We start from the raw sequence: 24,339 nt of genomic DNA, 5'->3' as shown, positions 1-24,339 counted from the left end.
ACACAATTGTAAATCTGGTCACAGAAAGAGCGCAGGAAAATTGCTCTTCCCGAACCAATTCAAAGTGTGAGGAGACACCGAAATGACAGATTTTTACAGCCTTATTCCTTCGGCGCCCAAGGGTCGCTTCGACGGCATCCAGCGTGCGCATACGGCCGAGGACGTAAAAAGGCTGCGCGGTTCGGTGGAGATCAAGTATTCGCTGGCTGAAATGGGCGCCAACCGTCTCTGGAAGCTGATTCACGAGGAAGATTTCGTCAACGCGCTCGGCGCGCTTTCCGGCAATCAGGCCATGCAGATGGTTCGCGCCGGGCTGAAGGCAATCTACCTCTCCGGCTGGCAGGTTGCAGCGGACGCCAACACGGCTTCGGCCATGTATCCCGACCAGTCGCTCTATCCGGCAAATGCCGCCCCTGAACTGGCCAAGCGCATCAACAAGACCTTGCAGCGCGCCGACCAGATCGAAACCGCCGAAGGCAAGGGACTTTCGGTCGACACCTGGTTCGCGCCCATCGTTGCCGATGCGGAAGCAGGCTTCGGCGGTCCGCTGAATGCTTTTGAAATCATGAAGGCCTTCATCGAAGCAGGTGCGGCAGGCGTGCATTATGAAGACCAGCTCGCTTCGGAAAAGAAGTGCGGCCATCTTGGCGGCAAGGTCCTGATCCCGACGGCAGCGCATATCCGCAACCTCAACGCGGCGCGCCTTGCGGCAGACGTGATGGGAACGGCAACGCTTGTCATCGCCCGCACGGATGCGGAAGCCGCCAAGCTTTTGACCTCCGATATCGATGAGCGCGACCAGCCATTCGTCGACTACGATGCGGGCCGCACGGCGGAAGGCTTCTATCAGGTGAAGAACGGCATCGAGCCATGCATCGCCCGTGCGATTGCCTATGCGCCCTATTGCGATCTGATCTGGATGGAAACATCCAAGCCCGATCTCGAACAGGCCCGCCGTTTCGCGGAAGCCGTGCACAAGGCGCATCCGGGCAAGAAGCTCGCCTATAACTGTTCGCCGTCGTTCAACTGGAAGAAGAACCTCGACGACGCCACGATTGCCAAGTTCCAGCGCGAGCTGGGCGCGATGGGCTACAAGTTCCAGTTCATCACCCTGGCCGGTTTCCACCAGCTCAACTTCGGCATGTTCGAACTGGCACGCGGTTACAAGGACCGGCAGATGGCAGCCTATTCCGAACTGCAAGAAGCGGAATTTGCAGCCGAAGCCAACGGCTACACCGCGACCAAGCACCAGCGTGAAGTCGGCACCGGCTATTTCGATGCCGTGTCGCTTGCAATCACCGGCGGCCAGTCTTCGACCACCGCCATGAAGGAATCGACTGAAACAGCACAGTTCAGACCGGCTGCTGAATAACAGCCCGGCGACAAACAGGAGGAACAGTTCCATGAATTCGCCAGCACGCGTCAAGGAAAGAGCAGAAGAACAATCTTCAAGCATGACCACGGATCAGCAGACCGTTATCCGTATGCTCGCCAACGATCTGCATCGCCTCAACTACACCGTCATGAAGGCGGTCGAGGCAGGCGTTTCCGTGGAACTGGTCCGCTCGGCCCGTCATCATGGCGGCGACGGCAACTGGGGAGACTTGCTCATCCCCGTCATCGTCACCCACGAGAAATGATGGCGCTCTCGACCATCGCCGTCGCCGCCACGTTCCTTTATTTCGTGTGCCTTCGGCAGCACGGGAGCGGCGACGGCAACTGGGGCGATCTCTTGATCCCGGTCATCGTCACCAACCAGCAATCATGATGCTTTGACCATCGCCATCGCCGCCATGTTCCTTCACTTCGTGTGCCTTCGGCAGCACGGGAACGGCGACGGCAACTGGGGAGACTTCCTCATTCCCGTCATCGTCACCCACGAGAAATGATGGCGCTCTCAACCATCGCCGTCGCCGCCATGCTCACCCATCTGGGTTTTGGCAGCGACACAATGTCCAAACGCGCGGTTGTCCGTAAAATTCGATGAAACGGACTTGATATACCACTCGCTTTATGGTCGGATTTCCTCAACTGACCTCCCCGGCTGGTCCTGCCAGTCGGGGCTTTTTTTTGCCTCGGGCAATCGGGACGCAGTGGCGACCGCCAATGCCGCAATCTGAATCTTGACCAAAAATTCACCGAACCCCGACAAAGCGGCGTCCCATGCATTGACGCCGGTGCCTCATTGATGGTCCCTGCATCCCGGCCCGGTTTCTGTTTTCGGGTCGCCTGTAGATGGTTGGGGCGGATGCCGTTGCGCCTTGCCTCCAACCGCGGTTTGAACCGCCCCTTGCGGGGGCAAGGAATACGGAATTTTCATGTCTCTCCAATCTCTCATCGACAGCATCGCCACCAAGATCAACATCGATCCGCAGCTTGCCGAAAAGCTCGCCGGCTCGGTGTTTTCCGTGCTGCAGCACAGCGCACCTGAAATCGGCAACAAGATTTTCGCGCTCCTGCCGGATGCGCAGCAGCTCGCCAGCGCCCACGACGTGCTCGCCAACAGCGCCGGCGGCATCATGGGTGCGTTGTCGGGCCTGATGGATAATGTGGCGGGCGAAAAGATGAGCGCGCTTCTGAAAGCTGCGGCCACGCTTCGCTCCAGCGGCCTTTCCAGCGACCAGATCACCGAAGCAGGCGGACAGGTAATCAACTATGTGCGTGACCATGACCCGCAATTGATCGACCAGCTGGTGGCGAACGTGCCCGCGCTGAAGGGCCATTTCGGCCTCTGACACATGGATTTTCTTTTGTGTGCGCTTTCTGCGACGGCGCACACAAAAGCTTGGCCAACCCATTTGTCATTGCGGCCTGTCACGGCTATCATGCCGATATCGAAATCATTTTCTGGTGATGGATGTCTGCTGATACGACGGAAAAGAAGGTTACGCGCGCGCCGCGTCGCCGTACGCCTGCCTATGTCAAATCTCTTCGCGGTGTGAAGAACTGGAAGCAGGCAACCGAATGGCTCGCCTGGCGCGACATCGAAGACATCGAATGCATTACCCCCGATCAGGCGGGGGTTGCCCGCGGCAAGATGATGCCGTCGAAGAAATTCACCTCCAATACCTCGCTGGCATTGCCCTCCGCCGTCTTCATGACGACGATTTCCGGCGATTACCCGGAAGACGGCTACGGCTTCCACTATCCGGAAGATGACGGCGACCTCAAGCTGATGCCGGATCTTTCGACCCTTTCGGCTGTGCCGTGGGAGTCCGATCCGACGGCGCAGGTCATCTGCGATCTGGTCTATCAGGATGGGCGCGCGGTGGAATTCACCCCGCGCAACGTTCTGCGCAATGTGGTTGCCGCCTATAACAAGCGCGGATTGAAGCCCGTCGTGGCGCCGGAAATCGAGTTCTATCTGGTTCGCAAGAACCCCGATCCCGATTATCCGCTGACGCCGCCCGTCGGCCGTTCGGGCCGCGCCATTGGCGGTGGTCAGGGCTATTCGATCGCGGGCGTCAACGAATTCGACGAACTGATCGACGATATCTATCATTTCTCCGAAGGTCAGGGGCTGGAGATCGACACGCTGATCCACGAGGAAGGCGCAGGCCAGCTTGAAATCAACCTGCGCCATGGCGACCCGGTGGAACTGGCCGATCAGGTGTTCATGTTCAAGCGCACCATCCGCGAGGCGGCGCTGAAACACGATATGTATGCCACCTTCATGGCCAAGCCCATTCAGGGTCAGCCGGGATCGGCGATGCATATCCACCAGTCCATCGTGGACAAGAAGACCGGGCGCAACATCTTCACCAATGAGGATGGCAGCGAAAGCGAGGCTTTCCGCCATTTCATCGGCGGCATGCAGCGCCATGTGCCGAACGCGCTCGTCATGTTCGCGCCCTATGTGAATTCCTACCGCCGTCTGACGCCGGACGCTTCGGCACCGGTCAATGTCAAATGGGGCTATGACAACCGCACCACCGCTTTCCGCGTTCCGCGCTCCGACCCCAATGGACGGCGCGTGGAAAACCGCATCCCCTCCTCCGACGCCAACCCCTACCTTGCCCTTGCTGCGTCCCTCGCCTGCGGCCTGATCGGCCTTGTGAACAAGATCGAGGCGGAACAGCCTGCGACCACGAGCGTCAACACCAAGGAAATCGACCTGCCGCGCGGCCTTATCGACGCGGTGGAACTGTTCGAGGAAGACGCGGAACTGCGCAATCTGTTCGGCAGTTCCTTCATGACCACCTATGCCGCCATCAAGCGCGCCGAATTCGAAACCTTCATGGAAGTCATCAGCCCGTGGGAACGGGAGTTTCTGCTGCTCAATGTGTAGTTAGGGCAGTAGGGCAGTAGGGCAGTAGGGCAGTAGGGCAGTAGGGCAGTAGGAAAAAACTAAACGGGGGATCATGACAGTCAATTCATATCGTGATCTCCTTGTTTGGCAGCAGGCCATGGAGATGGTCATCTCAATTTATAAAGTGACCGATGGCTGGCCCAAGGAAGAAATCTACGGTCTGACAAGTCAGGTTCGCCGCGCCGCCGTTTCTGTTCCTGCTAATATTGCTGAAGGGTTCGGGCGAGAAAATCGCGGTTCTTACCAGCAATTCCTGCGCATTGCCCAAGGCTCTCTCAAGGAAATGGAAACGCATCTCCTCATCGCCGAAAGGCTTGGTTTCATGCAGAACGAAACAATCAATTCAATGTTGGTGAAAAGCGAAAGTATTGGCAAACTTCTCAGGCTTCTGATCCGGAAGCTCACCGATCAATAAACATACTGCCTTATTGCCCTATTGCCTTACTGCCCTACCCATCCGGAGCCGCCCATGCCCTACCAGTCCCCAATCTCGCCCGGCTATTCCTGGTACGAGGCGACCGTTCCGGACCGCCCGCAATATCCGGAGATGGATGGGTCGCGGCAGGCGGATGTCGTTGTCATCGGCGGCGGGTATACGGGGCTTTCAGCGGCTTATCATCTCGCAAGGCAGGGCGTGGACGTCACGCTGATCGACGGCGCGCGGTTCGGGGATGGGGCGTCGGGCCGCAATGGCGGGCAGTTCGGCACCGGCCAGCGCACATGGGCCGAAGACCTCGAAGCCCAATATGGCTTTGAACGCGCCAAGGCCCTCTTCGATGTGGCGGAGGAAGCCAAGGCCCATCTTCTCGCCTTTGCCGATCAGCACGGGATCGACATGGAATATGTGCCCGGCCAGATTTCGGTCGTGCACAAGCCGCGCTATCTGAAATCGTATGAGCGTCACGTCGAGCTGATGGCAAGCCGGTTCAACTATCCGCATCTGCGTCTGCTCGACCGTCGGGAAACGGCGAGCCTGCTCGGGTCCGAACGGTATCATGGCGGCGTCTATGATGCGGGGACCGGCCACATTCATCCGCTGAAACTGCTTGTCGGAACCGCAAAAGCGGCGCAGGCGGCAGGCGCAAAACTGTTCGAAGACACCAGAGCCACCAAAATCAGCACGGCGAGCGGACGGGTCGAGGTCGAAACCGATCGCGGAACCATCGTCGCGAAAAACGCTTTCATCGCCGTCAATGCCTACGGTGGGGCCTATGGCGGGGTGCTGGAACCGGTCAGCACATCGCATGTCATGCCGATCCGCTCCTTTATTGGGGCGACAGTGCCGCTGGGCGATGACAGCCCGGTCATTCCGGGCGGTGAATCCATCGACGATTCCCGCTTCGTGGTGCGCTATTTCCGCCGCTCGAAGGACGGCAGGCTGCTTTTCGGCGGGCGCGAGGCCTATACCGCCGACAATCCGCGCGACATCAGCACCCATATTCGCCGCCAGATCGCCGAGATTTATCCGGCGCTGGATAATGTCGAGATCACTCATGCATGGGGCGGTTCGGTCGGCATAACCATGCCGCGCCAGCCCTTCGTGCGCGAGGTCATGCCGGGCGTCATTTCAGCAGGCGGCTATTCCGGCCATGGCGTCATGTTGGCCAACTACATGGGCAAGCTTTACGCGGAAACCCTTGCAGGCAATCGCGACAGGCTGAAACTGTTCGAAGAACTGCGCATCCTCGCCTTCCCCGGCGGCCGCACCTTCCGCTCGCCGCTCCTGTTCCTTGCCCTGTCATGGTATGCGTTGATGGACAGGATCTAGGCCGGACTGCTCTCGGGAAAAAGGCGGAGTGCAGTCGGCACCCCGCCATTCTTACCATCGTCCGGTGCTTCATGTTCTACGCTACGATTGCACCTGCCTTCGCGGCCAGACGCTGATAGGTTTCCTCAACCACGTCCCGCACAGGGAGAATGCCGCTCATGCACAACAGCGCATGGATGTGCTGGCGGGCACCTTCATAGCCCATCAGCGGCGCATAGGGCTGCATGATGATATTGGCTTCCTCGGGATATAATTCCTGATATTCGGCAAAATTGGTGAAACTCCTGTAGCTGTCGCCGCGCATCAGGTAAGTCTCCACGGCAGCCCCTTCCGCCAGCACGGCATCATGGCTGTCGAGAACGATGTTGTAATAGTCGATCGGCTTGTCCATCGACACGCGGGCGATGCTCTGCCCGTTGACCAGATCCTTAACGCGGATCAGCACGTCATCGATGAGCAGCGCGTGGTTGGGCGAAAGATAAAGGTCGCGCTGCGGTGTTTTCCCGTCGATGGCATGGCGCCTGACGCGGATCGGCATCACGCTCTCGTCCCATTGCATGCCGCCCTTTCTGTGGCTCTGCCAGCCGACCCACTTGATCGGGCGCGCGTCGCCCCGGACCGTCGTCACAAGATCGCCGACAGACAATGCCTCCACCGCCATCGGGCCGCCGGGCGTTTCGATCAGCGTTCCTTTCAGGAGACAATTGGCGCCGGAGCCTCCTCCGCCGCCACCGCCATGTCCGCCATGCCACCATTTCGTGCCCAGCGCCTGTGACGGGCGGGAAGACACCGTTGCAGCAAACACCCCCAGCGCCGCAACCTTGGCGGCAGTGGCGGCTGTTAGGCCCAGAAAATGCCGTCGCGCACGACTGCGCGGCGAATGCCCGTTCTTGTCTGAAGACATGAATCCCTCCGCTCTTCTCGTTACGGCACCGGCCTGAAAATCAGCGTGGATTTCTGGCAAAGCACGATGCGCAGCTTCAAAATCCGAAGCGTCGTTCCGCGTTGCCCGGACCAGCGGCGCTTCGATGCTTTGCCCCAAGTTACGACTCCGATATTAGCCGATCCCGCCCCCGAAAAGATTCCTGCAATCAGGCCATAAGGCCTCTCGAATAGGTGTAGGTCCTACCGCTAAAGGTGTATTTTTCTGCCGTTGAGAGGCGTTGCCAGCGGTCATTCCTGCTGATCGAGGTTAAACGCTCCCCATGAAAGTGTGATTTGTAACATGCTCAAAAATAGTATACCCCACTATTCTAATAAGGGAGCGTTTCCATGAGCACGCATCACCATGCCGACCATTCCGGGCGTCATCCAGTCTCCGGACACGACCATGTCTTTCTGGGAGAAAACCACCGGCGCAATGAAAAGCGGACATGGCTCGTTATCGCCATCACGGCGACGATGATGATCGTGGAGATCATCGCCGGAAACCTTTACGGCTCCATGGCGCTCACCGCCGACGGCTGGCATATGTCCACCCATGCGGCGGCGATGCTGATCGCGGCCCTCGCCTATGTTTATGCACGCAGACACGCGCATAATGCGCGGTTCACCTTCGGCACCGGCAAGCTCGGCGATCTGGCAGGCTTTGCCAGCGCCATCGTTCTGGCGCTGATCGCACTTCTGATCGGCTGGGAAAGCTTCTGGCGGTTCAGCGCACCGGTCAACATCGGCTTTCAGGAGGCCATTCTGGTCGCTGTCATCGGGTTGATCGTCAATCTCGTCTGCGCCTGGCTTCTGAGGGACGACCATTCGCACCACCATGGCCATCATCACCATGAACCGGGCCACGATCATCATCACGGTCATGACCAGAACCTGCGCGCCGCCTATATGCATGTGCTCGCCGACGCACTGACATCGGTGCTTGCCATCGCGGCGCTTCTGCTGGGCAGTCTTTATGGATGGCTTTGGCTTGACCCGGCGATCGGCATCGTCGGTGCGGTGGTGATCGCACGCTGGTCGTGGGGGCTGATCAAGGACACCGGCTCGACCCTGCTCGACTACCTGCCCGATGGAGAAGACCTGCCGGACGAGATCGCCGAAATCATCAGCCGCGAGGGCGGGGAGATCGCCGACCTGCATGTCTGGCAGCTCGGGCCGGGCCATCACGGCGCCATCGTTTCCATCATCGCGGAGGAGCCGCGAGCGCCGTCCTATTACCGGAACAAGCTTGCTGCAATCCATGATTTGTCGCATGTGACGGTGGAGGTTGAACCGCGCACCGCGTGAATGCCAGCAATATTGCCATGAAGGACCGAAGCGCCCATGACCCATACCATCCGCGAGAAGCAGAAGCTCATCAACCGCGTGCGCCGCATTCGTGGCCAGCTGGAGGGCGTGGAACGGATGCTCGAAGACGAGAAGGGCTGCGCGGAAGTCATGCAGGTGATTGCGGGCGTTCGCGGCGCGGTCAACGGGCTGATGGCGGAAGTGATCGAAGACCATATTCTCATGCATGTGGCCGATGGCGCCCTTCCGCAAAAGGAGCGTGATGAAGGCGCAGGCGAACTTGTCGACGTGGTTCGCGCCTATCTGAAATAAACCACATGTTGACATGCGCCCGAAGCAGGAATAGCTAGACAGCATGAACAAAGCACGCATCAGCACCCGGTCTTATTACGCCCCGCGCACATAGCGGCGGGTTTGCTTTGTCATAGTTCAACCGCCGCATTGCCAGCGGTTGAGTTTCAAGGACAGCGCCTCTGGCCATGCGGCCCTTAAGAGGTCAGTCCATGTCTCGCGACAGAAATCAGCATACGAAAATCGGCATTATCGGCTTTGGTGCATTCGGGCAGCTTATTGCCCGTCACCTGAACCCGTATTTCCGGCTCTATGTTTACGATCCTGCCGCAGAGCCGGAACAGACCGCACTTGTGCACGGTGTTGCCCTGGCCTCCGTGGAGCAGGTTGCGGCCTGCGATATCGTCATCCTTGCAACGCCGGTTGCAACGCTCGAAAGCGTGGTGGATAAGATCGCTCCGCATCTTTGCCCCGGCGCGCTCGTTCTGGACGTAGGCTCGGTCAAGGTCGGGCCTGCCGACATCATGCGGCGTGGCCTTCCCGCGCATGTCGATATCGTCGCCACGCATCCGCTGTTCGGTCCGCAAAGCGCGCGCCACGGCATTGCCGGACTGAAAATCGCCATCTGCCCCGTGCGCGGCACGCGCTTCCACCGCGTTGCGGCCTTCCTGAAAAAGAATCTTTCCCTCAATGTCTTCATAACGACACCGGAGGACCACGACCGCGAGGCGGCGATGGTTCAGGGCCTGACGCATCTGATCGCCCGGGTTCTGGTGCAGATGGAACCATTGCCAACCCGCATGACGACGAAGAGCTTCGATCTTCTGATGCAGGCGGTCGGCATGGTGCGCCACGATGCGCCGGAAGTATTTCAGGCGATCGAACACGCCAACCCCTATGCTCCGCAGGTGCGAAGGCACTTCTTCGCACTGGCCGATCAGATCAATGAGGAGCTGGCGCGCGCGCACCCGATGCCTGCCAGAGAGGAGGCTGCATAATCGCATCCCCCCGACAAATGCCGCTACAGGGGCATTTCGGAAGTCTGCTTGACCGTCTGGCTCGGCACGTCGGTCTTCAGGTTCTGAACGCCCTTGATCCGGCTCAGATATTCCGACTGGAAGCGGCGGTAATCCTCGATATCCGCCGCGACCACCCGGATCATCGCATCATAGTCGCCCAGCATGAAATAGCATTCGAGCACCTGCGGCAGCTTCAGGATTTCCTTGGCGAAGGTCTGCAGCGTCTCCTCGTCCTGCTGGTCCAGCCGGATGCGCGTGAAGAAAGTCAAACCCTTGCCGACCTTGGCCGGGTTCAACACGGCGACATAGCGGTCGATCACGCCCGCCTCTTCCAGAAGCTTCACCCGCCGCAAGCAGGGCGAAGGCGACAGGCCGACCTCGCGTGCCAGATCATTATTGGCAATGCGGCCATCGCGCTGCAGCACGCGGAGAATCCGTTTATCGATCTCATCCAGCTTCATTGGCTTTGAATTCCATTTATGGCGATATCTGTGGCATTTCCTGCCAAACATTGGCGCAAACCGGCGTAATTCGCAACCAAATTGCCGAAGAGAACGGTTATAGTTGCGAAACCTCTCAAGAAAGCCCGCAAGAGACTGACCAAGGGGCGGCCGCGAACCAGCGGCCAGCCACAGTATCTTGCAGCCAGATGAGACGCCCGACGCTGCACAAGCGCCGCCAAACAACCAGACAGAGCGCACCGCTCCAGCAGGAATTCTATGGATATTTCACAGGCCTATGCGCCTCAAAAAAGCAGATCCGGGCGCGGCTCGGAATTCCGTCGCGGGGCCGCAGCCGGTCTGCCGGTTCTGCTTGGCATCATTCCCTATGCGCTGGTGCTGGGCGCGCAGGCGGCTCAAAAAGGCCTCAGCATCGTGGAAGTGCCGCTGATGACCGGACTGAACTTTGCAGGCGGGTCGGAATTTGCGGCCATCCAGCTCTGGACCTCACCGCCGCATGTCCTGCTGATCGTCGCCATCACCTTTCTGGTCAACAGCCGCCACCTGCTGATGGGCGCGGCGCTGGCCCCGTTCATCCGCCATCTGCCCAAGCGCAAGGCATTCGCCAGCCTGTTTCTGATGTGCGATGAAAGCTGGGCGCTCGGCCTTGCCGACGCCAAACGTCGCCAGTCGAAGGGCGTCAATCCGGCCTTGAGCCTCACCTTCTATGCCGGCGTGGCGATTCCTTTCTACCTTGCATGGGTTTTATTCACCACGCTGGGTGCGGCCTTTGGGCCGATGATGGGAGACCTGCGCCCCTATGGTTTCGACATGGCGTTTCCGGCGGTATTTCTGGTGCTGCTGGCGGGCATGTGGAAAGGCTTCGCGGCCGCGCGGCCCTGGCTGGTCAGCCTTGTCGTGGCCGCACTGACCTATCTCACCATTCCCGGCGCCTGGTATGTCGCCGCCGGGGCCTTGTCCGGTCTCGTTGCAGCCTATCTGCTGGCAGGTGAAGAATGATCGATCCGTTAGCTGTTCTGACCATCGTCCTGATGGCAAGCGTCACCTATCTCACGCGGATCGGCGGCTATGTGCTGCTGCGCAACCGTACGCTCAGCAAACGTGCGACGGCGGTGATGGAAGCAGCCCCCGGCTGCGTCCTGATCTCGGTCATCGCGCCCGATTTCGTGTCGGACAAGCCTGCCGACCTGATAGCGCTCGCGATCACCATCTTCGCTGCAACGCGCTTTTCCATGCTGCCGACCGTGCTGATCGGCATTAGCGCGGCGGGGCTTTGCCGCTATTTCATCGGATAGTGGCGCTCCAGTTCAGTGCAAGTGCTTCAGCTTGTCGGGATTGCGCACGACATAAATCCCGACGATCTTTCCTTCTTCGATATCCAGCGCCGTTGTCTGGATTTCTCCATCGGCTTCTTGCGTGATGAAGCCGGGCAACCCATTGATGAAAACCGTGCGCAACAGCGTGGACTGGTTGCCGCTGAAATAGGCGGCCAGTTTCTCGTGGGTCTTCATCACCTCGTCGAAGCCGAAAACAGGCTTCGGGAAAGCCGGGCGCTTGCCGCCGCCATCGGCATGAAGGTTCACATCTGCCGCCAGCATCGCACCAAGCGCTTTCATGTCGCCGCTGCGCGACGCCGTGAAAAAGGCCTGCGCCAGTTCGAGCCCGCGCTGCCTGTCGACCTGAAAACGCGGACGCTCCTCGCGCACATGCTTGCGAGCCCGCGCCGCAAGCTGGCGGCAGGCTGCGGCATCGCGCTGGATGGTCCGCGCTATCTCGTCGAAATCCAGCCCGAAGACGTCGTGCAGCAGGAAGGCCGCACGTTCCAGCGGCGAAAGACGCTCCAGCGCCAGCATCAGCGGCAGGGTGACATCGTCATCCGCCTCTTCTTCCACAACCGGGTCGGGAATCCACGGCCCGAAATAGGTTTCGCGCTGGTTGCGCCCGGATTTCAGGAAATCGAGGCATAGACGGGTGACAGTGCGGCGCAGGAAGGCTTCCGGCTCGCGCACCTCGCTGCGGTCGGCGTTCATCCATCGGATGAACGCCTCCTGCACCATATCCTCGGCATCGGCGACCGAACCCAGCATACGATAGGCAACGCGGATCAGTTTCGGGCGCAGCGGATCGAAGCTTTCGGCTGCATCGCCTTGTGAGGATATGTCGGTCATCAGACGGCTGCCTTTGCGACAGGCTGCTTGGTTTCGGGTTCGAACCAGAGATTGAAGCCGACCGCCATGCGGTTCCAGCCATTGATGATGTTGATCATCAGCGTAAGGTTCACCTGTTCTTCCTCGGAGAACTGTGCCTGCATGGCGCGGCGTGCTTCTTCCAGATCGTGGCCTTGTGACAGGCGGGTCAGCGCGTCGACCCAGCCCAGCGCCGCACGCTCGCGCTCAGAATAGCACGGTGCTTCGCGCCATGCCGACAACAAATAGATGCGCTGTTCGGTCTCGCCCAGCGAACGCGCCTCGACCGTATGCATGTTGATGCAATTGGCGCAGGCATTGATCTGCGACGAGCGGATTTTGACGAGTTCGATCAGGCTCGCTTCCAGACTGGAGGCGATGGTCATCGAAGCGGCCATCCAGGATTTCATCGTGGCGGGGGCAACGTTGAACGGGTTGAGCAGAGGGGTCATGGTATCGTTCCTTTTGGTTGAAGGGCTTTCGATAGACATGACGAGCGGGCAATGCCGAATGTGACATGAGACAGAAAAAAATTTGAGCGCCTGGCGTTCTGGCGCTTATGCGATGGAGCAAGTCTCCCCCGTAGAGCGACGAAGGAAAAGACGCACGAGCAGGCCCCACGATCGGCATTGCATGTTTTGACTGGACAATTGGACTGCTGCATCTGGATGTTTACGCGGGTCTCCTCCCCGTTGCGATGGTATCTCCCTTTCGCTGTTCTCTTCGCACCTGCCGCCACCTTCCCGGCTTTTCATTGCCCGGCACGCTGCTTCGCCCCCGCCTCTTTCTCCGTTTCCCAATCCGTCCCTCCTTTCCTGTTATCCTCGGCCCGATCTCCTCACCGTGTCTCCCCTTCCTGAAACAACAGTTGCGTTCCTCGTGATGCCGGGCGGCAAAGAACATTTTTTGCGCTCCGGTGCTCGCGTATCCTTAACCCCGCTCCCCTCCGTGCTCGAAAATCGCTCTGTTCGCCACGACCTGATGAATGTGCAACTGTAGTGCTAGCTTTTCACCCGCGTTGACAACATACCAACTGGTCGGTATTGTTTGGAGAACAAGGCGGAGATTGCATCGGAAAGCCCGGCTTGCATTTGAAGTGATGTTGAGGAGGAACCATCATGACGAAAACGCCTTCCAGCGGCGACAGTCCGCCACGTCCTATCATCACCGCATTTGAAAATTCTCCCGATCGCGGCCGAGGGATGGCGCGGGACATGCCCGTTCGATGGGCGCTTGAAGAGACCGGGCGGGACTATGATATGCGCCTCGTCTCGTTTGAGGCGATGAAAGCCCGCCCCCACCTCGATCTTCAACCCTTCGGGCAGATACCGACCTATCAAGAGGGCGATCTGGCGCTGTTTGAATCCGGCGCGATCGTGCTTCATATCGCGGAGCAGAACCCCGGTCTTCTGCCGGATGACGCCAATGGCCGCGCACGCGCCATCACATGGATGTTCGCTGCGCATAACACCATCGAACCGGTAATCGTCGAACGGGAAATGGCCGGTTTTGTCGAACGGCAGGAAAGCTGGTACGAGCAGCGCATGCCGATCGTGGAAGCGCGTATCCGCAAAAGACTGGACGCACTTTCCGCCTGTCTGGGCGATAATGACTGGCTTGAGGGCGCATTCAGTGCCGGTGATCTTTTGATGGTGTCCGTACTGCGGCGGCTGAAGAGTTCAGGCATATTGAACGACTATCCGAACCTTGCCGCCTATGTCGCGCGCGGGGAGGCACGCGCGGCTTTCAAGCGCGCATATGACGCCCAGCACGCGGTTTTCCTCGCCGCATCGAAAGATTGAGCCTTTCTGCTGCCATCTATCCGCAGTCGAGTTCGCTCAATATCCATTCCCTGAATGCGCGGATTTTTGGCGTGGTGCGGCGGGATTTGGGATAGACCAGCCAATAGGCGCGACCATCGTCGCCGAGAATGTCGAAGGGCTGGATAAGCTGGCCGGTGGCGATTTCCATCTGGTGGAAAGCGGGCGTCAGGATGCCGACGCCCTGCCCTGCGGCAGCCGCCCGCCCTTCAATGTGCTGCGCTCCAAGCCGGTTCTGCGTATTGCCCGGTAATTGCGGGTTTTCGATCCCCGCCGCCTCGAACCAGATTTTCCACCAGGGGTCGCTCGCGTCGATGATCTTGAGCCGTAGCAGGTCGGCAGGTTCCTTCACCCCGCCGATGGTTGCGGCCAGAGCCGGGCTCAGCATCGGCGTGAAACTCGCCTTGATGAGCTGATGCGCTTCCAGTCCCGGCCATTTGCCGAAGCCGCTTCGGATCGCGATATCGACATTGGTCGTCGCGAAGTCGATCAAGCTGTCGGACGTGTCGAGCCTGACCGCAAGCGATGGATGCCGCATCTGGAACGAGCCGAGCCGATGCGCCAGCCAGTTGGCGGCAAAGGTGGCCAGAACGCTGATCGACAGGGTGCCCTCCGCATCCTCCCGCAGGCTGGCAAAGGCATTGCGCATCGTCTCGAAGGCTTCCGTGATGGAAGGCGCCAGACATTTGCCAAGTTCCGTCAGTTCCACCTGTCGCGGCATACGCAGAAACAGGGGCGCGCCGACGCGCTCCTCCAATATCTTGATCTGATAGCTGACCGCAGCCTGCGTCATGCCCAGCTCCGCCGCAGCGCGGGTGAAACTTGCATGGCGGGCGGCGGATTCAAAAACGCGAATGGCCGATAAAGGGGGAAGCGCTGTCGTCATGATGCATAAGTTTTCCTTATGCACACTACTCGATGTTCGATTGGAAAACAAAGGTTTTCCGGCGCATAGCTATAGGCAGAATTTAACAGGCGGCTGCCTCCCACAGCCGCTTCATCCGATAGGTGAGATCATGAAAAACCTCGATTCTGCCTGCACGACCGCCACGGCCTCCGCGATCAGCCACGCAACGGAAAGCGGCTGGAGCGCGCTGTTTTCACGCCTGTTTTCGTTCAGGCGCACCCGTATCACCATCAACGAATATTCGCCGGAATATCTCTTGCGGGATATCGGCATCGGTGATGGGCGCACGCAATATTATTCGCGAGACGGGCATAAGCTGCCCGAATGGCGGTGACCCCTGTCACGCGCTGATGACGGCAAAGCCGCGCGCCTTGAGGCCGCGACGGTCCTCGTGGAGATTGCTGACGAGGCGGCTGCGGCTTCCGTCCAGATGCGCGCCCATCAGCGCCGTCGCCTTTTCGGCATTTCCTTCGCGCACCGCGTCGAGAATGGCGCGGTGTTCGGCCCATGCGCGGGCGAGCGCCGCCTCGTCGCGCACCTCCAGCCAGCGCGCCCGTGAGAGGCGCTGCATGGCATCGCGCACGCCACGGCTGAGAAACTCGTTGCCGGAAAGCCGCGCCAGCTCGATATGAAAATCCATGCCGATCCGGTGCCATTCCTCGCGCGAGGTGTCGGCGTCGCAACTGTCCAGCATGGCCGCAATAGGCTCCACGCCGCTGCGATCTTCCAGCGCGCAGGTCAGCTTTAACGCGGCGATTTCCAGCGCCTCGCGATAGACGCCGATCTGTTCGATCTCGCCGAGATTGATTGGCGAAACCGTCCAGCCGCGCCCTTCGCGGCAGATCAGCCCCTCCGCTTCCAGCCGCAGAAGTGCCGCCCGGATCGGTGTGCGCGAGGCGGCAAACTGCGCCTCGATCCAGCGTTCGGTCAAACGCTCGCCCGGCCCCAGTTCCAGGCCGAGGATCATGTCGCGAAGCTGCGTTTCAACCTGCCTCATCTGTGACATCGGCAACCATTCTCCGTTTTAAGGCAGCGCCCCGATTGACAAGTCGTTTCGACAGGCGCATTCATGCATACCGTTTTGGTATCCCAAAATGGAATACATTGCAATCGCGAGATATGACATGAGCACCGCCCAAGCCGCTGCCGACGATGAGACCGCAGCCTGCCAGGAAAATGTGACCGCCGAAGACAACCCGGAACGCTACTGGAAGCAGAACCTGCTGATCTGCCTCCTCGGTTCCTTCACTACGCTCATAGCCATGTCGCTCCTCCTGCCCTTCCTGCCGCTCTATGTGGAACAGCTGGGTGTCGCGGATCATGCGGCGATCGTGCAATGGTCGGGCATCGCCTATGGCGCGACCTTTCTGGCCGCAGCCTTCGTCGCGCCGCTGTGGGGCAAGCTCGGCGACCGTTACGGACGCAAGCTGATGCTGATCCGCGCCAGCCTCGGCATGGCCATCGCCATGTCGCTGATCGGCATGGTGACGAGCGTGTGGCAACTGGTGGCGCTGCGCCTGTTCGTCGGCATTGCGGGCGGCTATTCGTCCGGCTCCATGATCCTCGTCGCCACGCAGACGCCAAGGGAAAAAACCGGCTGGGCGCTGGGCGCGCTTTCTGCGGGCATCATGGCGGGCAATCTGGCAGGCCCGCTGCTCGGCGGCGCATTGCCGCCGCTGATCGGCATCCGCGCAACCTTCTGGCTGGCGGGCGGCGTGATCTTTCTCACCTTTCTGGCCACGACATTTCTGATCCGCGAAGAGCGCAAGCCGCCCAAGCCGACGAAAGAGCAGAAGGCGGAATCCATCTGGGCAGCCGTTCCCGACAGGAAACCGGTTATCGCCATGCTGGTGACGGGCATGCTGCTGCTTTTCGCCAATATGTCGATAGAGCCGATCATCACCGTCTATGTGATGCAGTTGATGGACGACCAGACGAAAGTGACGCTAATTTCCGGCGTGGTGATGGCGGCTGCCGCACTCGGCAGCATCCTGTCGTCATCGCGGCTCGGTCGCCTTGCCGACCGCATCGGCCATACGCGCGTCATCATCGGCGCGCTGTCGATTTCCGCACTCCTGTTGATCCCGCAGGCCTTCGTGACCGAAGCCTGGCAGCTGATCGGCCTGCGCTTTCTGATGGGGCTGGCACTGGGCGGCCTCCTGCCCTGCATCAGCAGCGTCATAAGGCACAATGTCCCCGACCGTGTGGCGGGCGGCATTCTCGGGCTTTCCGTCTCGGCGCAATATGTCGGCCAGGTTGCCGGGCCGGTCGCGGGCGGCTTTGTCGGCGGTCACTTCGGCATGCGCTCCGTGTTTCTCGGCACATGCCTGATCATGATGCTCGGCGCATTTTATAACTGGACCGTGCTGCGCAGGAACCCGTAATTCTGTCATGGACCGAATCCCCCAACCATGGCGGAACCAGCATGACAGCACATATCTTCACGCCCTTTGAAACGCTCGCCGAAAGGCTGCTGCCTCATGCGCTCGAACATGGCGAGGACGGGTCGCACGACCTGTCCCACCTTGCCCGCGTCTGGAAGAATGCAGCCGCCATTCAGCGTCATGAAGGCGGCGATGCGGAAGTGCTTTGCGCCGCCGCCCTGCTGCATGATTGCGTGAGCGTGGAAAAGAATTCGCCCGACCGAAACCGCGCTTCGCGTCTGGCGGCAGAAAAGGCGACGGGGCTGCTGCGCGATCTCGGCTGGAATGAAGCGAGCATCGGCCTTGCCGCCCACGCCATCGAGGCGCACAGTTTTTCGGCGAATATCGAGCCTGTCACGGTGGAAGCGAAAATATTGCAGGATGCCGACCGGCTCGATGCCATCGGCGTCATTGGTGCAGCGCGGTGCTTCTACATTGCGGGCCGCATGGGCAGTGCGCTTTACGACTGGCGCGACCCGCACGCCGAAAACCGCCCGCTGGACGACAAGCGTTTCGCGCTCGACCATTTCCGCACGAAACTGTTCGGCCTTGCCTCCGGTTTCAAGACGGAAACCGGAAAGCTCATGGCAGCCGAACGGCACAGGCGGCTGGAAGCCATCTTCGATGACTTCCTCGCCGAAGCCAACGGCTAGATTGGTAGATTGTGGTTATGGTGAGCATGAGCACCGGAGGCGCAAAACAACGCCATTTGCAGGCCGCCAGAGCTGCAATCTCAGATTGAGTAACCGCCGTCGATATTGAGTGCCGTCCCCGTCACCATCGACGCGGCGTCCGAGGCCAGCCAGAGAGCGGCTTCCGCCACATCGTCGGGCGTCGAGAACCGGTCGAGCGGAATGGTCGCCTTGAGCGCTGCCCGCGCTTCCGGCGTATCCTCCTCCAGAAACAGCTTCAATGCCTCACCCTCGCTTTCGGCAGGGCAGATGCAGTTGACGCGGATGTTCTTTTCCGCCAGCTCCAGCGCCATGGCCTTGGTCGCGCTGATGATCCAGCCCTTGGAGGCGCTGTACCAGACCAGCCCCTTGCGCGGACGCAGCGCAGTTGCGGAAGCCGTGTTGATGATGACGCCGCTGCCCTGATGCTCCATGATCGGCACCACGATCTGGGTCGAATAATAAAGCGCCTTCATGTTGACCGCGGCGATCAGATCGAAATTGTCCTCCGTGACTTCCGTCAGCGGCATGTTTCGATGTGTGAAACCGGCATTGTTGATCATGATGTCGATGGAGCCGAATGCTTCAAACGCCGCGCGCGCCACGCGCTCCATGTCGTCCTTGCGCGAAACATCGGCCTGCACGGCAAGGCCGTTCTTGCCGATCTCGGCGAGTTCATCCTCAACATGCTTCACGTTCACATCGGCGAGAACGACCTTGGCACCCTCGGCTGCAAATCGGCGCGCCATGCCTGAACCGAAGCCCGAACCGGCGCCGGTGATGATTGCGACCTTATCCTGCAGCCTCTTCATGTCATTCTCCTTTGGCATAACCAAGATACCGTCCAACTTGGCCAAATCACTTGAATCCAGATTGTTTGTTCCAATATGGCCTTAAGATGAACATGTCATGTGTGCACAAGCCGTTAATCCGTCAATTATCGCAGGATGCTTTCACTTTCGCGGGAATGCGGCATTGCGACTGTTGAATTTAAATCGATTAGATAATAGACAAGGGCAGCGTTAAAATCGCATGCTGCCCACAGGCAGACTGATTTGCGCAAGAAGAGAAGAGAGCGATAGATGACCAGCCAGACAATTCCGGTAGAGCCCTTCGACTGCATCGTGTTCGGCGGTTCCGGCGATCTTGCCGAACGCAAGCTCATCCCGGCGCTGTATCAGCGTCAGCGTGCAGGCCAGCTCACCGACCCGACGCGCATCATCGGCGCATCGCGCAGCGCCATGACGGATGACGAATACCGGCAGTTCGCACGCAATGCCATCCATGAGCATGTGAAGCCAGAGGAAGTCGACGAGAAGGAAGTCGACGGGTTTCTCGCCCGCCTCAGCTATGTGGCTGTCGATGCCAAGTCGGAAGAAGGCTGGGATGCACTCAAGACCCTGATCGGCAAGAAGCCGGAAAAGATCCGCGCTTTCTATCTCGCCGTCAGCCCGACGCTGTTCGGTGATATCGCCACTCGGCTGAAAGCGCATGGGCTAATCACCCGCGACACGCGCATCATCGTGGAAAAGCCGATCGGTCGCGATCTGGAATCCGCCATGGCGCTCAACGACACGCTCGGCAGCGTTTTCCGCGAAGACCAGATTTTCCGCATCGATCACTATCTCGGCAAGGAAACCGTGCAGAACCTGATGGCGCTGCGCTTTGCCAATGCGCTTTATGAGCCGTTGTGGAACTCCGCCCATATCGACCATGTGCAGATCACCGTCGCCGAAGCGGTCGGCCTGGAAGGACGCGCCGGTTATTACGACAAGGCGGGCGCGCTGCGCGACATGGTGCAGAACCACATTCTCCAGCTTCTCTGCCTTGTTGCGATGGAGCCGCCTTCATCGGTCGAAGCCGATGCGGTCCATGACGAAAAGGTCAAGGTTCTGCGCTCCTTGAAGCCGATTACCAATCTCAATGTCGAAGATGTGACGGTGCGCGGCCAATATCGCGCCGGTGCCTCGGCGGGCGGGCCGGTGCGCGGCTATCTGGAAGATCTGGAAAGCGACACCAGCAATACCGAAACCTTTGTGGCGCTGAAGGCCGAAATCGCCAACTGGCGCTGGGCTGGCGTACCCTTCTACCTGCGCACCGGCAAGCGGCTTGCCACGCGCGTTTCGGAAATCGTCGTTACCTTCAAGCCGATCCCGCATTCGATCTTTGGCGAAAGCGCCGGCAAGGTGATCGCCAACCAGCTCGTCATCCGGCTCCAGCCCGATGAGGGCGTGAAGCAGTGGCTGATGATCAAGGATCCGGGTCCGGGCGGCATGCGCCTGCGCCATGTGCCGCTGGACATGAGCTTTGCCGAATCCTTCAGCGAGCGCAATCCGGATGCCTATGAACGCCTCATCATGGATGTGGTTCGCGGCAACCAGACGCTGTTCATGCGGCGCGACGAAGTTGAAGCCGCATGGCGCTGGGTCGATCCGATCCTGCAGGGTTGGGAGTTGAACAGCCAGCCTGTGCAGGGCTACACGGCAGGAACATGGGGGCCGTCATCGTCCATCGCGCTCATCGAGCGTGACGGGCGCACATGGCACGAAAGCCTCTGATTTCTGTCTTGGAAGGGAATGGAATGAGCATCGAACGGCACGATTTCACCAGCGGAACAGAACTGGCGCAGGCGCTCTCCGAAGCCATTGCGAACAAGCTGAATGCCGCCATCGCTGAACGGGGACAGGCGACGCTCGCCGTCTCCGGCGGCACCACGCCGCTCAGGCTGTTCGAAGTGCTCTCCCGCAAGATGATCGACTGGAACCTTGTTACGATCACACTTGTGGATGAGCGTTTCGTGCCCGTCGAAAGCGACCGCTCCAACGAAAAGCTGGTGCGTGAGCATCTTCTGCGCGACCATGCGGGCGTGGCAAGGTTCGTCGGCCTTTACAATCCGGCAGCGACCGCTGAAACGGCGGCGCTTGCCGCCGCCAGCCGCATCGATGCGCTGCGCCGTCCTTTCGACGTGGTGGTGCTTGGCATGGGCAATGACGGGCATACCGCCTCCTTCTTTCCGGGTGCGGACCGCCTCGATCAGGCGATCAACCCGAAAACCCGGGCGCTCGTGCTGCCCATCCATGCCGAGGGTGCTGGTGAGAAACGCCTGACCCTGACCCTTCCCATCATCGCCGAAGCCGAAATGCTGGTTCTGCATATCGAAGGCGCCGCCAAGCAGGCAACGCTGGAAAAGGCGCTTTCCGGCGATGACGAGAATGAAATGCCCGTGCGGGCTGTCTTCCATCATGCCCGCACACCGATCCAGCTTTACTGGAGCAGCTAGAGCGCATCCCGAAAAGTGGGAACCGGTTTTCGGAAAAGATGCGCGATAAAACAAACAGATCGAGCATTTCCAGCGATTCATCAAAAACAGGAAATGCTCTGGTTATATCGGCAAAGGTGACACCCATGCCCACCGAGACGGCGCATAAACGCATTCAGGAAATCACCGCGCGCATTCGCGAACGGTCCAAGCCGACGCGCGAAGCCTATCTTGGCCGTGTGCGTGAGGCTGCATCCAACAAGCCGAAGCGGGCGGTGCTGGGCTGCGCCAACCTCGCGCATGGATTTGCCGCCTGCGGTCCGCACGATAAGGCGGCGCTGACCGGCGACGAGATTCCGAACCTCGGCATCATCACCGCCTATAACGACATGCTGTCGGCGCATCAGCCGTTCGAAACCTTTCCGCAGCTCATCAAGCAGGCTGCGCGTGAAGCAGGCGGCGTGGCGCAGGTTGCAGGCGGCGTGCCCGCCATGTGCGATGGTGTCACGCAAGGGTTCGCGGGCATGGAACTGTCGTTGTTCTCCCGCGAAGTGATTGCGATGGCGACCGCCGTCGGCCTGTCGCATGATATGTTCGATGCCGCCGTTTATCTCGGCGTCTGCGACAAGATCGTTCCCGGCCTCATCATCGGTGCGCTGGCCTTCGGCCACCTGCCCGCCGTGTTCGTGCCTGCCGGGCCGATGACCAGCGGCCTGCCGAACGACGAAAAGGCCAAGACCCGCCAGCTTTATGCCGAAGGCAAGGTCGGGCGCGCCGAATTGCTGGAATCGGAGTCGAAATCCTATCACGGCCCCGGCACCTGCACTTTCTACGGCACGGCCAATTCCAACCAGATGCTGATGGAAATCATGGGCCTGCATCTGCCGGGCGCATCCTTCATCAATCCGGGAACGCCGCTGCGCGACGCCTTGACCCGCGAAGCGGCAAAGCGTGCGCTGGCGATCACCGCGCTCGGCAATGAATACACGCCGGTCGGCGAAATGCTGGACGAGCGTTCCTTCGTCAATGGCGTCATCGGTCTCAATGCGACCGGCGGTTCCACCAACCATACCATCCACCTGATCGCCATGGCCGCCGCCGCCGGCATCAAGCTGACATGGCATGATATTTCCGAGATTTCGGACGTGGTCCCGCTGCTGGCGCGTGTCTATCCGAACGGTCTTGCCGATGTGAACCATTTCCATGCCGCTGGCGGCATGGGCTTTCTCATCCGCGAGCTTCTCGATGGCGGCATTCTGCATGAGGATGTGCGCACCGTCTTCGGCGAAGGTCTGCGGCCTTACGCCATCGAGCCGAAGCTTGGCGCTGACGGCAATGTCGTGCGCGAGCCGGTGCCGGAAAAAAGCGGCGACGACAAGGTTCTGGCGAAGATTCACGCGCCCTTCCAGCCTACCGGCGGCATCAAGGTCCTGACCGGCAATATCGGCAATGCGATCATCAAGGTTTCCGCCGTGAAGCCGGAACGTCAGGTTATCGAAGCGCCCGCCAGGGTATTCAACGATCAGGCGGAAATGCAGGCCGCGTTCAAGGCGGGCGAGCTGACCGGCGATTTCATCGCCGTGGTTCGCTATCAGGGCCCGAAAGCCAATGGCATGCCGGAACTGCACAAGCTGATGACAGTTCTGGGCATCTTGCAGGATCGCGGCCAGCGTGTCGCCCTTGTCACCGATGGCCGCCTGTCCGGCGCATCGGGCAAGGTTCCCTCTGCCATCCATGTCACGCCGGAAGCGCTTGATGGCGGCATCATCGGGAAAATCCGCGACGGCGATGTTATCCGCCTCGATGCCGTCAACGGTACGCTGGAAGCCTTGACCAATATCGCCCTGCTGAACGATCGCGGCGAGGATCGCCCCGATCTTTCCGGCAATGAACATGGCATGGGACGCGAATTGTTTCGTGCTTTCCGCCAGATCGCCGGTCGGGCTGACGAAGGCGCTTCGGTGTTCTGAAAAGGCCGGAAATGAAATTAAGGCAAAACAGTGATTTCAGCTGTTTTGCCTCTCAAACCATCAAAACCGGAATGAAACTGCACAAAAAGCGCAGTTCAATTGTGTCAAAAAACTGGCTTTTTCACGCCAGCAGTGCGGCAAGCCGAGGTGAGCGTGTTCGCCATGAGCATGGCGATGGTCATCGGACCGACGCCGCCCGGAACCGGGGTGATCGCTCCGGCGACCTTTTCGGCTTCCGCGAAATCGACATCGCCGACCAGTCGCGTCTTGCCTTCGCCCCTTTCAGGCGCCGGAATGCGATTGATGCCGACATCGATCACTGTTGCGCCCGGCTTGACCCAGTCGCCCTTGACCATCTGCGGGCGTCCGACCGCCGCCACCAGAATGTCCGCCGTGCGGGCAATCGCGGGCAGGTCTTTCGTGCGGCTATGCGCTACCGTAACCGTCGCATTGGCGGCGAGCAGGAGATTGAACATCGGCTTGCCGACAATGTTGGAACGCCCGATCACCACGGCATTGAGCCCCGAAAGATCGCGGCCATGCACGCGCTCGATCATGATCATCGCGCCCGCTGGCGTGCAGGGTACGAAAGCCGTTTCAACCTCGCCGGTGCCAAGCTTTCCGACATTGATGAAATGGAAACCGTCGACATCCTTGTCGGGGGAAATGGTCTGGATCACCCGGCCTGAATCAATGTGCCTGGGCAGCGGCAACTGCACCAGAATGCCATGGATGGCGGGGTCGTTGTTCAGGCTCTCGATCAGGTCGAGAAGCTCGCGCTCCGACGCCGTTTCCGGGAGGTCATGCTGAACGGAGTGAAAACCGCATTCCTTGGCCTTGCGGCTCTTGGAAGCGACATAGACCTGGCTTGCCGGGTCTTCGCCGACAATCACCACTGCAATACCGGGCACAATGCCGGTTGCAGCCACGAGCTTTTCGGTCTCGGTCTTCACCGTGGAAACCACATCCTCGGCGAGCTTCTTGCCATCAATCAATTGGGCCATAGCGAGCGCTCCGTTCATT

Annotated in this window: 27 protein-coding genes; 19 read left to right on the top strand and 8 right to left on the bottom strand. The window is 59.9% G+C overall.

Going from position 1 to position 24,339, the window contains the following annotated elements; translation table 11 throughout:
• Positions 1–82 precede the first annotated feature (82 nt).
• The 7 genes from aceA (at position 83) to JNC63_RS17275 (ending at position 6,077) form a co-directional block, all read left to right on the top strand.
• A complete protein-coding gene (aceA, locus tag JNC63_RS17305; RefSeq protein WP_063882798.1) occupies positions 83–1,372 on the top strand; it encodes an isocitrate lyase in 1,290 nt (429 codons plus the stop codon).
• A gap of 31 nt (positions 1,373–1,403) precedes the next feature.
• On the top strand, positions 1,404–1,640 hold the full coding sequence (locus JNC63_RS17300; RefSeq protein ID WP_006473055.1) for an SMc00767 family acetate metabolism repressor: 237 nt from the start codon (positions 1,404–1,406) through the stop codon (positions 1,638–1,640).
• The gene (locus tag JNC63_RS17295) at positions 1,640–1,768 is read left to right on the top strand and encodes a hypothetical protein (RefSeq protein WP_273784435.1); all 129 of its coding nucleotides are present in this window, start codon (positions 1,640–1,642) and stop codon (positions 1,766–1,768) included. The genes JNC63_RS17300 and JNC63_RS17295 overlap by 1 nt, the downstream gene beginning before the upstream one ends.
• A 550-nt stretch (positions 1,769–2,318) precedes the next feature.
• The gene (locus JNC63_RS17290) at positions 2,319–2,735 is read left to right on the top strand and encodes a DUF2267 domain-containing protein (RefSeq protein WP_021587386.1); all 417 of its coding nucleotides are present in this window, start codon (positions 2,319–2,321) and stop codon (positions 2,733–2,735) included.
• A gap of 122 nt (positions 2,736–2,857) precedes the next feature.
• Entirely contained in the window at positions 2,858–4,288 is a 1,431-nt protein-coding gene (locus JNC63_RS17285) for a glutamine synthetase family protein (RefSeq protein ID WP_006469280.1), read from the top strand.
• A gap of 73 nt (positions 4,289–4,361) precedes the next feature.
• A complete protein-coding gene (locus JNC63_RS17280; RefSeq protein ID WP_063620265.1) occupies positions 4,362–4,724 on the top strand; it encodes a four helix bundle protein in 363 nt (120 codons plus the stop codon).
• Positions 4,725–4,778: 54 nt separating this feature from the next.
• On the top strand, positions 4,779–6,077 hold the full coding sequence (locus JNC63_RS17275) for an NAD(P)/FAD-dependent oxidoreductase (RefSeq protein ID WP_063620266.1): 1,299 nt from the start codon (positions 4,779–4,781) through the stop codon (positions 6,075–6,077).
• A gap of 76 nt (positions 6,078–6,153) precedes the next feature.
• Here the strand turns inward: JNC63_RS17275 and JNC63_RS17270 are convergent, their stop codons facing one another.
• Entirely contained in the window at positions 6,154–6,981 is an 828-nt protein-coding gene (locus JNC63_RS17270; RefSeq protein ID WP_063620305.1) for a Hint domain-containing protein, read from the bottom strand.
• A 368-nt stretch (positions 6,982–7,349) separates the two neighbouring features.
• Here JNC63_RS17270 and dmeF point away from each other — a divergent pair, with 368 nt between their 5' ends.
• From dmeF to JNC63_RS17255, 3 genes are all read left to right on the top strand, one after another.
• A complete protein-coding gene (dmeF, locus tag JNC63_RS17265; protein ID WP_063620267.1) occupies positions 7,350–8,309 on the top strand; it encodes a CDF family Co(II)/Ni(II) efflux transporter DmeF in 960 nt (319 codons plus the stop codon).
• Between the two features lie 36 nt (positions 8,310–8,345).
• The gene (locus JNC63_RS17260; protein WP_021587391.1) at positions 8,346–8,621 is read left to right on the top strand and encodes a metal/formaldehyde-sensitive transcriptional repressor; all 276 of its coding nucleotides are present in this window, start codon (positions 8,346–8,348) and stop codon (positions 8,619–8,621) included.
• A 191-nt stretch (positions 8,622–8,812) separates the two neighbouring features.
• Positions 8,813–9,598, top strand: coding sequence for a prephenate dehydrogenase/arogenate dehydrogenase family protein (locus JNC63_RS17255; RefSeq protein WP_063620268.1), 786 nt, complete (start codon positions 8,813–8,815; stop codon positions 9,596–9,598).
• A 23-nt stretch (positions 9,599–9,621) separates the two neighbouring features.
• On the opposite strand, the gene JNC63_RS17250 is transcribed toward JNC63_RS17255, so the two are convergent.
• Positions 9,622–10,080 carry an Lrp/AsnC family transcriptional regulator gene (locus JNC63_RS17250; RefSeq protein WP_006473061.1) on the bottom strand — a complete coding sequence of 153 codons (459 nt, stop codon included), beginning with the start codon at positions 10,078–10,080 and terminating at the stop codon, positions 9,622–9,624.
• A gap of 258 nt (positions 10,081–10,338) precedes the next feature.
• On the opposite strand from JNC63_RS17250, the gene JNC63_RS17245 reads away from it, so the two are divergent.
• A complete protein-coding gene (locus tag JNC63_RS17245; protein ID WP_006473062.1) occupies positions 10,339–11,079 on the top strand; it encodes an AzlC family ABC transporter permease in 741 nt (246 codons plus the stop codon).
• Positions 11,076–11,375 (top strand): branched-chain amino acid transport AzlD family protein, encoded by a 300-nt coding sequence (locus JNC63_RS17240; RefSeq protein WP_063620269.1) that lies wholly within the window; start codon positions 11,076–11,078, stop codon positions 11,373–11,375. Before JNC63_RS17245 ends, JNC63_RS17240 begins: the two co-directional genes overlap by 4 nt.
• A gap of 12 nt (positions 11,376–11,387) precedes the next feature.
• Here the strand turns inward: JNC63_RS17240 and JNC63_RS17235 are convergent, their stop codons facing one another.
• Both JNC63_RS17235 and JNC63_RS17230 read right to left on the bottom strand, forming a co-directional pair.
• A complete protein-coding gene (locus JNC63_RS17235) occupies positions 11,388–12,248 on the bottom strand; it encodes a sigma-70 family RNA polymerase sigma factor (RefSeq protein WP_063620270.1) in 861 nt (286 codons plus the stop codon).
• Complete coding sequence (locus tag JNC63_RS17230) at positions 12,248–12,718, bottom strand: carboxymuconolactone decarboxylase family protein (RefSeq protein ID WP_063620271.1); 471 nt, start codon at positions 12,716–12,718, stop codon at positions 12,248–12,250. Before JNC63_RS17230 ends, JNC63_RS17235 begins: the two co-directional genes overlap by 1 nt.
• A 666-nt stretch (positions 12,719–13,384) precedes the next feature.
• Between JNC63_RS17230 and JNC63_RS17225 the strand changes: the two genes are divergently transcribed.
• Positions 13,385–14,068: a glutathione S-transferase family protein gene (locus JNC63_RS17225; RefSeq protein ID WP_075041842.1), complete on the top strand. Its 684-nt coding sequence runs from the start codon at positions 13,385–13,387 to the stop codon at positions 14,066–14,068.
• Positions 14,069–14,084: 16 nt separating this feature from the next.
• Here JNC63_RS17225 and gcvA read toward each other — a convergent pair whose 3' ends face one another.
• The gene (gene gcvA, locus JNC63_RS17220; RefSeq protein WP_063620273.1) at positions 14,085–14,972 is read right to left on the bottom strand and encodes a transcriptional regulator GcvA; all 888 of its coding nucleotides are present in this window, start codon (positions 14,970–14,972) and stop codon (positions 14,085–14,087) included.
• A 130-nt stretch (positions 14,973–15,102) separates the two neighbouring features.
• Between gcvA and JNC63_RS17215 the strand changes: the two genes are divergently transcribed.
• The gene (locus tag JNC63_RS17215; protein WP_063620274.1) at positions 15,103–15,327 is read left to right on the top strand and encodes a hypothetical protein; all 225 of its coding nucleotides are present in this window, start codon (positions 15,103–15,105) and stop codon (positions 15,325–15,327) included.
• A gap of 6 nt (positions 15,328–15,333) precedes the next feature.
• On the opposite strand, the gene JNC63_RS17210 is transcribed toward JNC63_RS17215, so the two are convergent.
• Positions 15,334–15,999, bottom strand: a complete 666-nt coding sequence (locus JNC63_RS17210) for a GntR family transcriptional regulator (protein ID WP_006473066.1) — start codon at positions 15,997–15,999, stop codon at positions 15,334–15,336.
• A gap of 118 nt (positions 16,000–16,117) precedes the next feature.
• Here JNC63_RS17210 and JNC63_RS17205 point away from each other — a divergent pair, with 118 nt between their 5' ends.
• On the top strand, positions 16,118–17,377 hold the full coding sequence (locus JNC63_RS17205; protein ID WP_063620275.1) for a multidrug efflux MFS transporter: 1,260 nt from the start codon (positions 16,118–16,120) through the stop codon (positions 17,375–17,377).
• Between the two features lie 41 nt (positions 17,378–17,418).
• Complete coding sequence (locus JNC63_RS17200) at positions 17,419–18,069, top strand: HD domain-containing protein (protein ID WP_063620276.1); 651 nt, start codon at positions 17,419–17,421, stop codon at positions 18,067–18,069.
• Between the two features lie 80 nt (positions 18,070–18,149).
• Here the strand turns inward: JNC63_RS17200 and JNC63_RS17195 are convergent, their stop codons facing one another.
• Positions 18,150–18,899 (bottom strand): SDR family oxidoreductase, encoded by a 750-nt coding sequence (locus tag JNC63_RS17195; RefSeq protein WP_006473068.1) that lies wholly within the window; start codon positions 18,897–18,899, stop codon positions 18,150–18,152.
• A gap of 270 nt (positions 18,900–19,169) precedes the next feature.
• Between JNC63_RS17195 and zwf the strand changes: the two genes are divergently transcribed.
• From zwf to edd, 3 genes are all read left to right on the top strand, one after another.
• Positions 19,170–20,645, top strand: a complete 1,476-nt coding sequence (zwf, locus tag JNC63_RS17190; protein ID WP_006469298.1) for a glucose-6-phosphate dehydrogenase — start codon at positions 19,170–19,172, stop codon at positions 20,643–20,645.
• Positions 20,646–20,668: 23 nt separating this feature from the next.
• Positions 20,669–21,367, top strand: coding sequence for a 6-phosphogluconolactonase (gene pgl / locus JNC63_RS17185; RefSeq protein WP_021587394.1), 699 nt, complete (start codon positions 20,669–20,671; stop codon positions 21,365–21,367).
• Positions 21,368–21,492: 125 nt separating this feature from the next.
• The gene (edd, locus tag JNC63_RS17180; RefSeq protein ID WP_025091016.1) at positions 21,493–23,316 is read left to right on the top strand and encodes a phosphogluconate dehydratase; all 1,824 of its coding nucleotides are present in this window, start codon (positions 21,493–21,495) and stop codon (positions 23,314–23,316) included.
• 104 nt (positions 23,317–23,420) lie between these two features.
• On the opposite strand, the gene folD is transcribed toward edd, so the two are convergent.
• A complete protein-coding gene (gene folD, locus JNC63_RS17175; RefSeq protein WP_025091015.1) occupies positions 23,421–24,320 on the bottom strand; it encodes a bifunctional methylenetetrahydrofolate dehydrogenase/methenyltetrahydrofolate cyclohydrolase FolD in 900 nt (299 codons plus the stop codon).
• Positions 24,321–24,339 lie beyond the last annotated feature (19 nt).

Source organism: Brucella ciceri, from assembly GCF_041930145.1.
Taxonomy (GTDB): Bacteria; Pseudomonadota; Alphaproteobacteria; order Rhizobiales; family Rhizobiaceae; genus Brucella; species Brucella intermedia.
Note: the sequence above shows the minus strand (reverse complement) of the source record. Positions and strands in the feature narration are given on the sequence as shown.

Coding starts and splice junctions, on each gene's coding strand:
- JNC63_RS17240 (WP_063620269.1), top strand. CDS start 11,076: ATGATCGATCCGTTAGCTGTTCTGACCATCGTCCTGATGGCAAGCGTC.
- JNC63_RS17295 (WP_273784435.1), top strand. CDS start 1,640: ATGGCGCTCTCGACCATCGCCGTCGCCGCCACGTTCCTTTATTTCGTG.
- JNC63_RS17205 (WP_063620275.1), top strand. CDS start 16,118: ATGAGCACCGCCCAAGCCGCTGCCGACGATGAGACCGCAGCCTGCCAG.
- JNC63_RS17230 (WP_063620271.1), bottom strand. CDS start 12,718: ATGACCCCTCTGCTCAACCCGTTCAACGTTGCCCCCGCCACGATGAAA.
- JNC63_RS17250 (WP_006473061.1), bottom strand. CDS start 10,080: ATGAAGCTGGATGAGATCGATAAACGGATTCTCCGCGTGCTGCAGCGC.
- edd (WP_025091016.1), top strand. CDS start 21,493: ATGCCCACCGAGACGGCGCATAAACGCATTCAGGAAATCACCGCGCGC.
- JNC63_RS17290 (WP_021587386.1), top strand. CDS start 2,319: ATGTCTCTCCAATCTCTCATCGACAGCATCGCCACCAAGATCAACATC.
- JNC63_RS17255 (WP_063620268.1), top strand. CDS start 8,813: ATGTCTCGCGACAGAAATCAGCATACGAAAATCGGCATTATCGGCTTT.
- JNC63_RS17275 (WP_063620266.1), top strand. CDS start 4,779: ATGCCCTACCAGTCCCCAATCTCGCCCGGCTATTCCTGGTACGAGGCG.
- JNC63_RS17210 (WP_006473066.1), bottom strand. CDS start 15,999: ATGTCACAGATGAGGCAGGTTGAAACGCAGCTTCGCGACATGATCCTC.
- JNC63_RS17270 (WP_063620305.1), bottom strand. CDS start 6,981: ATGTCTTCAGACAAGAACGGGCATTCGCCGCGCAGTCGTGCGCGACGG.
- JNC63_RS17195 (WP_006473068.1), bottom strand. CDS start 18,899: ATGAAGAGGCTGCAGGATAAGGTCGCAATCATCACCGGCGCCGGTTCG.
- JNC63_RS17225 (WP_075041842.1), top strand. CDS start 13,385: ATGACGAAAACGCCTTCCAGCGGCGACAGTCCGCCACGTCCTATCATC.
- pgl (WP_021587394.1), top strand. CDS start 20,669: ATGAGCATCGAACGGCACGATTTCACCAGCGGAACAGAACTGGCGCAG.
- JNC63_RS17235 (WP_063620270.1), bottom strand. CDS start 12,248: ATGACCGACATATCCTCACAAGGCGATGCAGCCGAAAGCTTCGATCCG.
- JNC63_RS17200 (WP_063620276.1), top strand. CDS start 17,419: ATGACAGCACATATCTTCACGCCCTTTGAAACGCTCGCCGAAAGGCTG.
- JNC63_RS17280 (WP_063620265.1), top strand. CDS start 4,362: ATGACAGTCAATTCATATCGTGATCTCCTTGTTTGGCAGCAGGCCATG.
- dmeF (WP_063620267.1), top strand. CDS start 7,350: ATGAGCACGCATCACCATGCCGACCATTCCGGGCGTCATCCAGTCTCC.
- gcvA (WP_063620273.1), bottom strand. CDS start 14,972: ATGACGACAGCGCTTCCCCCTTTATCGGCCATTCGCGTTTTTGAATCC.
- aceA (WP_063882798.1), top strand. CDS start 83: ATGACAGATTTTTACAGCCTTATTCCTTCGGCGCCCAAGGGTCGCTTC.
- JNC63_RS17300 (WP_006473055.1), top strand. CDS start 1,404: ATGAATTCGCCAGCACGCGTCAAGGAAAGAGCAGAAGAACAATCTTCA.
- JNC63_RS17260 (WP_021587391.1), top strand. CDS start 8,346: ATGACCCATACCATCCGCGAGAAGCAGAAGCTCATCAACCGCGTGCGC.
- JNC63_RS17215 (WP_063620274.1), top strand. CDS start 15,103: ATGAAAAACCTCGATTCTGCCTGCACGACCGCCACGGCCTCCGCGATC.
- JNC63_RS17285 (WP_006469280.1), top strand. CDS start 2,858: ATGTCTGCTGATACGACGGAAAAGAAGGTTACGCGCGCGCCGCGTCGC.
- JNC63_RS17245 (WP_006473062.1), top strand. CDS start 10,339: ATGGATATTTCACAGGCCTATGCGCCTCAAAAAAGCAGATCCGGGCGC.
- folD (WP_025091015.1), bottom strand. CDS start 24,320: ATGGCCCAATTGATTGATGGCAAGAAGCTCGCCGAGGATGTGGTTTCC.
- zwf (WP_006469298.1), top strand. CDS start 19,170: ATGACCAGCCAGACAATTCCGGTAGAGCCCTTCGACTGCATCGTGTTC.